A 10,305-nucleotide genomic window follows, 5' to 3' on the forward strand; every position below is an offset into this window, starting at 1 on the left:
GGGCTGGGCCGCGAGCTCAGGCCGCGAGGCAGCATGCCCTTGAATTTGTCGCTGATGCGGCTGACTTTTTCACGGGCGATGGTCTCACCGTGCATGGCCGCCAACACTGCCATCACGTCACCGCGGGTGTACCAGAGGCCCTGGATATCCTGGGCATAACGCACGCGGCGGGTGATCTTGGGATAGTGCTTTTCGCCGAATTCACCGAGTTCGTCGAGGATGAACTGGCGGATGTCCTCGGTGCGGTCTTCCAGTATGGAAGGCGTGACCTCGCCGGACCCCAGCAGTGCCATGAAGCTGCTTTTGATATTCGGTTTTAACCAGCGCATGTATTTCACAACTTTCTACCGGAGCATCCCGTGGGTATTTATCTGCGTTCCCATGGAACGTCGTCTTCTGTTAGATTAAGACGACATCTAAGGATATGCAAGGTGTTTTGTGTGAAATGGTTAACGCAAAACAACAAATGAATCAAGGAGTTAGTAACTAGATGTCATGTCGATTCTGGAATTGAACATTGTTTAAATCTTTAGGCCTACAGGCAATTTCACCTGTGAGCCGAAAGTCACTCCTGGCCTTTTTCGGCATTATTCACCTCTTTTCGGGCCTTCTTCAGGCCCTCCCCGGACCGCTATGAGCACACAAATGACCGCCATGACCGTTTACCCCGCGCACTACATCAACGGCCAATGGGTCAAGGCCCAGTCCTCCGAAACCCTGCCCGTCCACGATTCCAGCACCGAAGCCCTGATGGCGACGGTGCCGGCCGGCACTGCGGCGGAGGCTGAAGCCGCCGTGCTGGCGGCCCGCGCGGCTTTCGACGGCTGGTCAGCCCTGCCGGTCGAAACCCGCGCCGCCTACCTCGACAAGGTGGCGGCCGGCGTCAAGGCGCGCACCGAGGACCTGGCCGTGGCGATTGCCCGCGAAGTGGGCATGCCCCTGAAGATGGCGCGTGCCGTCCAGGTGGGCGGCCCGGCCTGGCACTGGGGCAATTTCGCCAAGGTGGCGCGCCAGTTTGAATGGGAAAAGCAGGTCGGCAACTCCCTGGTGGTGCGCGAAGCGATCGGCGTGGTGGGCTGCATCACGCCCTGGAATTTCCCGCTGAGCCAGATCACGCTGAAAATCGCGCCGGCCATGGTGGCCGGCTGCACCGTGGTGCTCAAACCCAGCGAAATTGCGCCGGTCAACGCCATGATCCTGGCCGAGATCATCCACGAGGCGGGCCTGCCGCCCGGCGTGTTCAACCTGGTCAACGGCATGGGCCCGGTGGTGGGCGAAGTCCTGGCCACGCACCCGGAAGTCGATATGGTGAGCTTTACCGGTTCCACCCGCGCGGGCAAACGCGTGAGCGAACTGGCCAGCCAGTCCATCAAGCGCGTGGCGCTGGAACTGGGCGGCAAGTCGGCCAGCGTGGTGCTGGACGACGCCAATTTTGAGGCCGCCGTCAAAGGCACCGTGTCGGCCTGCATGCTCAACAGCGGCCAGACCTGCTCGGCCCACACCCGCCTGCTGGTGCCGGCCGGCCGCTATGAGGAAGTCAAGGCGCTGGCCCAGGCCGCCGTCGCCAAATTCAGCGTAGGCCCCAGCCTGGAAGAGGGCAGCAAGCTCGGCCCCCTGGTCAGCGCTTCGCAGCGCGACCGCGTGCTGGGTTTCATCCGCACCGGCATCGAAGAGGGTGCCGACGTGATCGCCGGCGGCGCCGAGGCGCCCGCCATCGCCAAGGGCTATTTTGTCCAGCCCACCATCCTGGGCATCAAGCCCACCGACACGCTGGCCCAGGAGGAAATCTTCGGCCCGGTGCTGGTGGTCATCCCCTACAAAGACGAAGAAGACGCTGTGGCCATTGCCAACAGCACCATCTACGGCCTGGGCGGCGCCGTCTGGAGCGGCACCGACGAGCACGCGATGAAGGTCGCGCGCCGCCTGCGCACCGGCCAGGTGGACATCAACGGCGGGCCTTTCAACGGCCAGGCCCCGTTCGGCGGTTACAAACAGTCGGGCAATGGCCGCGAAAACGGCGTGTACGGCTTTGAGGAGTTCCTGGAGTTCAAGGCCATGCAGCTCAAGCCCAGCGCGAGCTGAATTTCCGGGCCGCCCCGGCCGGTGCCTGGGCAAAACCGCCGAGCCGACTGCCGTTTGTCATAAGTTCCATGTGTACTTATGTTTTAATGGCGCCAGAACTACAAGCAGTTACATCGATTTATGGCAGAAGTTACCGTCGTTTTTGCCGATCTCACAGGAAGCACCGGGGTTTTTGAGTCGCTGGGCAATGCCAAGGCAACCCAGGCCATCACACGACTGACCCAGTGGATAGGCAAGGTCTGTCAGGCCTACCGGGGCCACGTCGTGAAATACCTGGGCGACGGCGTGCTGGTCGTGTTTCCCGACAATGCCGACGCCGTCGATGCCGTCACCGAACTCCAGCGGGTCCACCGCGACCGCATCCGCAACTGGCCCGACCAACTCAAGATGCGCCTGCAAACGGGCGTCGCGCGCGGTGAAATCGTCGAGCAAGACGGCGACTGCTTCGGTGACGCCGTCAACCTGGCTTCGCGCCTGAGCGACCTGTCCGGCCCGGACCAGATCCTGGCCACCGACGCCGTCATCCGGCAACTTCCCTCCGACACGCTGGTGCGCTCCCGAAGCCTGGGCGCGCTGGAAATACGCGGCCGCACCGAAGCCTGCCTGGTGCACCGCATCGAATGGCAGGCCGAGGTCATGTCGGAATCTTTCACGGTGCCCGCCACCCTGACGGAGCCGCCGCCCGCCCGGCGGGCTGCCGCCCAGGCATTGATAGAGCTGTGCTGGCTGGACATCAACACGGCCTTCGCCTCGACCGAGCTGCCCATCTTCCTGGGGCGCGACCAGGACGCGCATTTTGTGGTGCAGGATCCGCGGGTTTCCCGCAGGCATGCCAGGATTGAATGGCGCGCCGGCCAGTTCTTCCTCGAAGACGTCAGCAGCTACGGCACCTGGGTGCGCTTTTCCGACAGYACCGCCGTGGTGGCACTGCGCCGCCAGGAATGCGTGCTGCTGCTCGAAGGCGAGATCGCGCTGGGCGCTCCTTTTGAGGATTTCACGGTGCCCACCGTCAGTTTCAAGTTCGCCGACGGCAAAATGCACTTGCAGACAAAATAAGCTGCATTCATCCTGCCGGGTGCGGGATGTCAAAGAGTCCGCTACGGGCTCATCGCCTTTGCCGTCGATCCGCACGGCGACTTGATGGGAACATGATCTTGGCCTGGTTCAAACGCGTTCTAGCCGCCCTGGCCGCGCTGCTTCTGCTCGCCGCGGCGGCGGCCGGCATCTATATTTACCGCGCCACACCCGCGCTCGATGGCGAACTCCAGGCTGCCGGCCTGCGGGCCCGCGTGAGCGTGGCGCGCGATGCGGCCGACGTCACCCACATCAAGGCCCAGTCGCCGCGCGACGCCTGGTTCGCCCTCGGCTATGTGCATGCCCAGGAGCGCGGCTGGCAGCTGGAATTCAACCGGCGCGTGATGCACGGTGAGCTCTCCGAGGTGTTCGGCCCGGCCACGCTGGACACCGACAAGCTGCTGCGCACGCTGGGCGTGGCGCGCGCCGCCGAGCGCCAATGGCAGGGCCTGCCCGCCGAGGGGCGCGAGGCCATGCAGGCCTACAGCGAGGGCATCAACGCTTTTTACGCCGGTTCATCGCAGGCCTTGTCTCCCGAGTTCCAGATCCTGGGCGTCAAGCCCGGCGGCGCCTCGGGCGTGGCCTGGTCGCCCACCGACAGCCTGGCCTGGTCGCTGATCATGGCGCTGGATTTGAGCGGCAACTGGGGCACCGAATTCGCCCGTCTGTCCGCCGCCCGCGTGCTCAAGACCCCCGAACTCTGGCAGCTGTTTCCGCCATACCCCGGCGAGCAGCCGGCCTCCAGGGCGGATTTCAGCAAGCTCTACGCCGATCTCGGCGTGTACCGCACCGACCTTCCCGCCACCCCAAAAGTTTCAAGCAGCCGCCCGGCCCCCGCAACCGTCGCCATGGCCCAAGGCATTAACGGCTGGGCCGGGGCACTGGGCGAGGTGGAAGGCAAGGGCTCCAACAACTGGGTGGTGGCCGGCGCGCACAGCGCGAGCGGCAAGCCCCTGCTGGCCAACGACCCGCACCTGGGCCTGTCGGCCCCGGCCGTCTGGTATTTCGCGCGCCTGCAGGCGCCCGCCGGTGGCAATGACACCGGGCTGGACGTCATAGGCGCGACCTTGCCAGGCCTGCCGTTTGTGGTCATGGGCCGCACCCAGAAAATGGCCTGGGGCTTCACCAACACCGCCCCCGATGTGCAGGACCTGTACCTCGAGCAGGTCAACCCGGCCAACCCGCGGCAGTACCGCATCCCGTCCGCCGGGGCTTCCAAGGCTGAGGCCTGGGCCGACTTCGAAACCCGCCGCGAAACCATCAAGGTCAAGGGCCAACCCGACGTGGTGCTGGATGTGCGCGAAAGCCGCCACGGCCCGGTGCTCAGCGACGTGCAGAAATCGCATGCCGAACTGCTCGACACCCGCAAATATGTGCTCGCGCTGCGCTGGAGCGCGCTCGACGACGACAACCAGACGGTGCTGGCCGGGCTGCGGGCCAACCGTGCCCAGTCGGCCCAGGAATTGGTGGATGCCTTCGCGGCCTACCACTCGCCGATGCAAAACGTCGTCACCGCCGACGTCGCGGGCGGCGTGGCCTTCAAGGCCGCCGGCAAGGTGCCGCTGCGCAAACCCGACAACGACATTCGCGGCATCGCCCCTTCGCCGGGATGGGATGTCCGTTACGACTGGGCTGGCTGGCTGCCTTACGCGCAAACGCCCGAAGCCGGCCGCGCCGCCATCGAGGCCAGGGGCTGGTGGGCGACGGCCAACCAGCGCATCACGCCGCCGGCTTATCCTTTCTTCATCGGCCAGGATTGGACCGTGCCCTACCGCCACAACCGCATCGAGCAGTTGCTGGCTGCCACGCCCAGGCATGACGTGGCATCCATGCAGAAAATCCAGGCCGACCAGCTGTCACCGGCGACGGTGAAATTGCTGCCTTTCCTGCAGAAAACATTGGCGCAACCGGTGAAGCATCCATTGGCCGATGCCACGCGCAAGGCTATGGCCGGCTTTGACGGCGTCATGCGCGCCGACCAGGCCGCGCCGCTGGTGTTCGCCGCCTGGGCCGACGAACTCACGCGCGGCATTGTGGGCGGCAAGCTCGGCGAGGCGACGTTCAGGCCGCTTTATGGCAAGCGCCATTTCAGGAGCACGCTGGAAGATGTATTGGAGCGCCAGGACGGCAACTGGTGCGGTGCGGCCGGCTGCGAGGCGCAATCGGCGGCGGCGCTGCTGCGCGCGCTGGACCGCCTGCAGACAGCTTACGGCACCGATATGGGCAGCTGGACCTGGGGCAGGGCGCATCCGGCCCTCTCGGCGCACAAGCCTTTCGGCAACGTGGCCTGGCTGGCGCCCTGGTTTGACGTGCGCGTGCCCACCGGCGGCGACACCTTCACCGTCAACGTCGGCCAGTACTGGGCCACGGGCGACGCCACGCCCTTTGCCAACCGGCAGGCCGCGTCCCTACGCGCTATCTACGACATGGGTGACCCCGAAAACTCGCGCTTCATCTACCAGACCGGGCAGAGCGGCCTGGTGTTTTCCGGCCGCTACCGCGACATGCGGGACAGCTGGGCCGCCGTGCAATACCGGCCTTTGCAGATGAACCCTCCGGCCTTCGCGCACCAGCTCACACTGCGTCCGTAAGACGCGTTTTACGCGGGGATGGCGTCCACGTTGAGCCGGTCCCAGTGGCGGTGCAGCGCAATCGCCGCCAGGAGATCCTGCGACACCTGGCCGTCCATCACCTTGCGCGCGTCGGCGATGATGACACCGGGCGTGGGCACGCTGACCGCCTCCGGATCCCTGCCCAGGCTGAAGCCCAGGGTCGCCAGCAGCTGCGCGCCGTCGTTCACGGAGCAAATCGTCTTGCAATGCTTGTAGGCCTCCAGCACGAAGTGCACCGCCTCGCCCATGGCGCCCAGGGTGGCAACGCTTTCGCTTCCGCCCGGAATCAGCACGGCGTCAAACATCACCGAGGGCATGTTGCTGAAGGTATGGTCCGCAGTGAGTTGCCGGCCCGATGAGGTGCTCACGGTGCCCAGGTGCGGCGCCACAAGCTTGCACTGGGCGCCGGCGTCCAGCAGGTCCTGCTGCAGGCGCTTGAGCGCGGCGGCCTCCACCCCGTCGGCCACCAGGATGGCCACCTTGCGCGTTTTGGCGCTGCCGCCCGGGCGGCCCACCATGCGCAGGGCCGGGTCTTCTTCCACCTTCACCACGATGCGGTGGTCGCGAAAGCCCAGCCTGCCGGCCGCGGCCTTGGCGTCGGGCGGCTTGATGCCCAGCGGGGCCGCCACGCGCGCGGCCAGCTTCAGGTCCACATGGGCCAGGTTGTCCACCATGCGCTGGCGGATGTCGGGCACCTCCACCTTGGACAGCTCAAAGCGGAAGGCCGCCACGATGTGGTCTTTTTCCGGCGCGCTCTGGCTGTTCCAGAACAGCGCGGCCTGCGAAAAATGGTCGTCAAAAGAGGGGCTGCGGCGGCGGATTTTCGGCGGCTCCAGCTGCTCGGGGTAGGACTGGAATCCCTGCGCGCCGCCGTCTACCCGGTACTCGGCACCGCTGCCCAGCGTGTTGGGTTCGTAGGCGACCCGGCCCTTGGCGATGGCCTGGCGGTGCATGCCGTCGCGCTGGAAGTTGTGCATGGGACACACGGCCCGGTTGATCGGGATCTCATGGAAGTTGGCGCCGCCCAGGCGCGACAGCTGGGTGTCGGTGTACGAGAACAGCCGGCCCTGCAGCAACGGGTCGTTGGAAAAGTCGATGCCGGGCACCAGGTGGCCGGGGTGGAAGGCGGCCTGCTCGGTCTCCGCGAAGAAGTTGTCCGGGTTGCGGTTGAGCACCATCTTGCCGATGAGCTGCACCGGCACCTGTGCTTCGGGGATCAGCTTGGTCGGGTCAAGGATGTCGAAGCCCAGCTCGCTTTCCTTGCCCTCGTCGACGATCTGCACGCCGAGTTCCCACTCCGGGAAGTTGCCGCTTTCAATCGCCTCCCACAGGTCGCGCCTGTGGAAGTCCGGGTCCTTGCCGGCGATTTTCTGCGCCTCGTCCCAGACCAGCCCGTGTACGCCCAGCTTGGGTTTCCAGTGGAACTTCACAAAAAAGGATTCGCCGCGCGCATTGATGAAGCGAAAGGCATGGACGCCGAAGCCCTCCATCATGCGAAAGCTGCGCGGCACGGCGCGGTCCGACATGGCCCACATCAGCATGTGCGTGGATTCGGGCATCAGCGAGGCGAAATCCCAGAAGGTGTCGTGGGCGCTGGCCGCCTGTGGCATTTCGTTGTGCGGTTCCGGCTTGACCGCATGGATCAGGTCGGGAAACTTGATGGCATCCTGGATGAAGAAGACCGGGATGTTGTTGCCGACCAGGTCGTAGTTGCCTTCGGCGGTGTAGAACTTCACCGCGAAACCGCGCACGTCGCGCACGGTATCGGCCGAGCCCCTGGAGCCCGCCACGGTGGAAAAACGCACGAAGACCGGCGTCTCCACATCTGGATCCTGCAAAAAGCCCGCGCTGGTGTACTGCACCATGGACTTGTAGGGCTTGAAATAGCCGTGCGCGCCCGCGCCACGGGCATGCACCGCACGCTCGGGAATGCGCTCGTGGTCGAAGTGGGTGATTTTTTCGCGGAGGATGAAATCCTCCACCAGGGTCGGGCCGCGCACGCCCGCTTTCAGCGAGTTGTGGTTGTCGGGAAACTGCAGGCCCTGGTTGGTCGTCAGCACCGGGGCGATGCCCGCGGTGAAGCTTTCGAGCTGGGTCTTCTTGTCTTTGGCGCCGTCCGTGTTCCGGTGAGGGGGGGAAGTGCTGCGCTTGGAGGGCGGCATGAAAAATCCTTGTTATAAAAAAAACTCCGCCTGGGGCTTGGGGCCACGGGCGGTTACAGGACGTAAGGGCGAAACACCGGGAAGCGCTCCCGCGTGGCGATCAGTTGTCGAGCAGGCCTTCCAGGACCTTCACCGAGGCCAGCAGGCCCAGCGCGGCGACCGTGCCGGCCAGGCACCAGGCCATGAACTCCTGCAGGATTTCCGCGATGCTGTCCGGCAAGGCCATGGACACCAGGAACAGGCCCGCCGCGCAGACCAGCACCGTCAGGAAGGCGTGGAGCAGGTCGATATCGCGGGGATTGGCATGAATTCGCCAGGCGGTCAGCAGCCCCGCGGCCATGCCTGTCAAAAGTCCGGCCATCAGCTTCATGGTGGTGGTTTCCTGTGGTGGGTGAATCGTCATCAGGTGCTTCGTCATCAGGTGCTGCATGGACGATAGGGGCGCCTGGGCGCCGGGGTGGTAGCCCGATGCCGGTGGGCGGTGTAAGGCCTTTCTGCTCCTTGCGTAAGACGACGCTTACTGCCCGCGAACACCGGTGTTCGCTCAGGCTTTTGCGCGCCGGTTGGCCTTTCTCCTACATGGGCACGCTCAACCTTCCGGCATCAAGGCGTGAACCTGCCGCGTAAATTGATGAACATTCCATCCCTATTTGCCGCTGTTGCGGATTGGCACACATCATGAAAATGCGAACCTACCTCGTTGAGGACAATCCCACCATCCGCGACAACCTGCTCAGCACGCTGGAAGAACTGGCTCCGGTTGAAGCCGTCGGCACCTGCGAGACCGAAGACGAGGGCGCCGAATGGCTGACGCACCACGCCGCCCAGTGGGACCTGGCCATCGTCGACCTGTTCCTCAAACAGGGCAGCGGCCTCAGGATCCTCGAGGCCTGCCGCGACCGAAAACCCGCCCAGAAGATCGTGGTGTTCAGCAACTACGCCACGCGCGAGATGCGCATGCGCTGCGCCGAACTGGGCGTGGACGCGGTCYTTGACAAGTCCACGGAAATTGATTGCCTGCTGGCCTATTGCCTGACCCAGAGCCGCAAGCTGGACCCCGCGGCGAACGACGACTCCAGGGCCTCCACGCTGCAGTCCGCGTAAGCCGAAAACACCGCATCCACCAGGACCGGACCATGAGCACGCCCACCGCTCAGCCTCTCGATACCAGACCGCGGCGGCTTGACGACGGCGTTTTCCAGACGGCGGAAGAGGCGGTGCTGGTGGAAGGGCAGGGCAACGGCGCCGCGATGCCGCGGCCGCTGTCCGGCCAGGCTCCCACCTTTGCCCGCAACGGCGGCCGCACCAGCTCTTCATTCACCCGGGCCGTCGGTGCCCATGTCGCGGCCCGGCCTTGCCAGTCGGCCTTGCTGGCCGCCGCGGCCGGCGCGCTGGCCATGCTGGTCCTTCGCTCGCGGCTGCGCGGCCGGCTCCAGCCCTTGCGCTCGTTCCGGCTGAAATGAGGCCGGGGCGGGGCCCTCGACTCAAGGAAATTCACGGAATCCAAGGAAATTTTTATGCCCCTGCATCTTCACGTTCCCGTTCCCCAGCCTCCACCCGGAACACCGGGCATTCACGTGCCGAACGAGGTTCCGCCGCTGATCATTCCCCCTGAGCCCGGCACGCCGCCCGAGATCACCGATCCCCCGCCGCCGGAACCCACGCTTCCCATTCGAGAACCCGGCATCAATGTGCCGCCGCAAGCCACCTAGAGGAAGTCAGGATGCCTGCTGGCGCTGGTATTCGGCGCGCTTCATGACCAGGTAGCTTTCCTTGTCCACCTCATGGAGCTGGCGCGCGTACTGCTCGGTCGCGTCGAACCAGTGCTGCAGCCGCGCCTCGAGTTGCTGCGCCGGCGGCTTGTCGAGTGAGGCCAGGTAGGCTTCAATGGCCAGGTAATAGCGCATGGTGTTGCGCTCCACGGTGCCGCGCATGCCGTCGACATACCCGGCGGTTGAGCCGCGTTGCACCCGCGTGAAACCGACCTTGCCGCTGCCGGCCGTGGCCAGGTAGCCCTGCATGGCCAGGCGGCTGGCGACGCCGTAGCCGTAGGAATAACGCAGGTGCATAAAGGTCTTGCCGTCCGGAAGCGGCACAGCCTGCAGTTCGATGCGGTAATCTTTGGTGCCCAAGGGGCCCTTGTCCGACCTCAGGTTCGCCGCGAGGTAGTCGGGCGAACTGGCGGCCAGCTGGTACTTGAACTGAAGCGCAAAGGCATCTCCCAGTTCCTGCTCGGTTTTTTTCCCGATGTTCATGTTCAGCGTGCTCGGGCTGTCGTCGGAACTGGCGTGGCAGTACTTGGTGTTGATATGCAATATCAGCATCTCGCACCAGCGCCTGGGGCTTTTGAAGGCGGCGCTGACCGTGGCAAAAGG

Annotated in this window: 10 protein-coding genes; 6 read left to right on the forward strand and 4 right to left on the reverse strand. The window is 65.0% G+C overall.

Annotated elements, in window-relative coordinates; all coding sequences use genetic code 11:
* The coding region (locus tag AC1D0P_RS15395) for a hypothetical protein (RefSeq protein ID WP_477677541.1) at positions 1-293 on the reverse strand (293 nt) is incomplete at its 3' end.
* Positions 294-654: 361 nt separating this feature from the next.
* Between AC1D0P_RS15395 and AC1D0P_RS15400 the strand changes: the two genes are divergently transcribed.
* The 3 genes from AC1D0P_RS15400 (at position 655) to AC1D0P_RS15410 (ending at position 5,747) form a co-directional block, all read left to right on the forward strand.
* Positions 655-2,082, forward strand: coding sequence for an aldehyde dehydrogenase family protein (locus AC1D0P_RS15400; protein WP_477677542.1), 1,428 nt, complete (start codon positions 655-657; stop codon positions 2,080-2,082).
* Positions 2,083-2,202: 120 nt separating this feature from the next.
* Positions 2,203-3,138 carry an FHA domain-containing protein gene (locus tag AC1D0P_RS15405; protein WP_477677543.1) on the forward strand — a complete coding sequence of 312 codons (936 nt, stop codon included), beginning with the start codon at positions 2,203-2,205 and terminating at the stop codon, positions 3,136-3,138.
* A 92-nt stretch (positions 3,139-3,230) separates the two neighbouring features.
* Positions 3,231-5,747: a penicillin acylase family protein gene (locus AC1D0P_RS15410; protein WP_477677544.1), complete on the forward strand. Its 2,517-nt coding sequence runs from the start codon at positions 3,231-3,233 to the stop codon at positions 5,745-5,747.
* Between the two features lie 8 nt (positions 5,748-5,755).
* On the opposite strand, the gene AC1D0P_RS15415 is transcribed toward AC1D0P_RS15410, so the two are convergent.
* Together AC1D0P_RS15415 and AC1D0P_RS15420 are read right to left on the reverse strand one after the other, a co-directional pair.
* Positions 5,756-7,930 carry a catalase gene (locus AC1D0P_RS15415; protein ID WP_477677545.1) on the reverse strand — a complete coding sequence of 725 codons (2,175 nt, stop codon included), beginning with the start codon at positions 7,928-7,930 and terminating at the stop codon, positions 5,756-5,758.
* Positions 7,931-8,030: 100 nt separating this feature from the next.
* Positions 8,031-8,348, reverse strand: coding sequence for a hypothetical protein (locus AC1D0P_RS15420; RefSeq protein ID WP_477677546.1), 318 nt, complete (start codon positions 8,346-8,348; stop codon positions 8,031-8,033).
* A gap of 260 nt (positions 8,349-8,608) precedes the next feature.
* Here AC1D0P_RS15420 and AC1D0P_RS15425 point away from each other — a divergent pair, with 260 nt between their 5' ends.
* Genes AC1D0P_RS15425 through AC1D0P_RS15435 form a run of 3 tightly spaced genes read left to right on the forward strand, consistent with a single transcriptional unit; the run spans position 8,609 to position 9,642 of the window.
* Complete coding sequence (locus AC1D0P_RS15425) at positions 8,609-9,034, forward strand: response regulator transcription factor (RefSeq protein WP_477677547.1); 426 nt, start codon at positions 8,609-8,611, stop codon at positions 9,032-9,034.
* Positions 9,035-9,066: 32 nt separating this feature from the next.
* On the forward strand, positions 9,067-9,393 hold the full coding sequence (locus AC1D0P_RS15430) for a hypothetical protein (protein ID WP_477677548.1): 327 nt from the start codon (positions 9,067-9,069) through the stop codon (positions 9,391-9,393).
* A 54-nt stretch (positions 9,394-9,447) separates the two neighbouring features.
* Entirely contained in the window at positions 9,448-9,642 is a 195-nt protein-coding gene (locus tag AC1D0P_RS15435; protein ID WP_477677549.1) for a hypothetical protein, read from the forward strand.
* A 6-nt stretch (positions 9,643-9,648) separates the two neighbouring features.
* On the opposite strand, the gene AC1D0P_RS15440 is transcribed toward AC1D0P_RS15435, so the two are convergent.
* Positions 9,649-10,305 (reverse strand): hypothetical protein (locus AC1D0P_RS15440; RefSeq protein WP_477677550.1); only part of this gene is annotated, 657 nt, incomplete at its 5' end.

It is taken from the genome of Polaromonas sp. P1_G2, assembly GCF_056405515.1.

What these genes read in the sequence shown, in the direction of transcription:
- AC1D0P_RS15400 (WP_477677542.1), top strand. Translation starts at nt 655, where the DNA reads ATGACCGTTTACCCCGCGCACTACATCAACGGCCAATGGGTCAAGGCC.
- AC1D0P_RS15410 (WP_477677544.1), top strand. Translation starts at nt 3,231, where the DNA reads ATGATCTTGGCCTGGTTCAAACGCGTTCTAGCCGCCCTGGCCGCGCTG.
- AC1D0P_RS15415 (WP_477677545.1), bottom strand. Translation starts at nt 7,930, where the DNA reads ATGCCGCCCTCCAAGCGCAGCACTTCCCCCCCTCACCGGAACACGGAC.
- AC1D0P_RS15420 (WP_477677546.1), bottom strand. Translation starts at nt 8,348, where the DNA reads ATGACGAAGCACCTGATGACGATTCACCCACCACAGGAAACCACCACC.
- AC1D0P_RS15430 (WP_477677548.1), top strand. Translation starts at nt 9,067, where the DNA reads ATGAGCACGCCCACCGCTCAGCCTCTCGATACCAGACCGCGGCGGCTT.
- AC1D0P_RS15435 (WP_477677549.1), top strand. Translation starts at nt 9,448, where the DNA reads ATGCCCCTGCATCTTCACGTTCCCGTTCCCCAGCCTCCACCCGGAACA.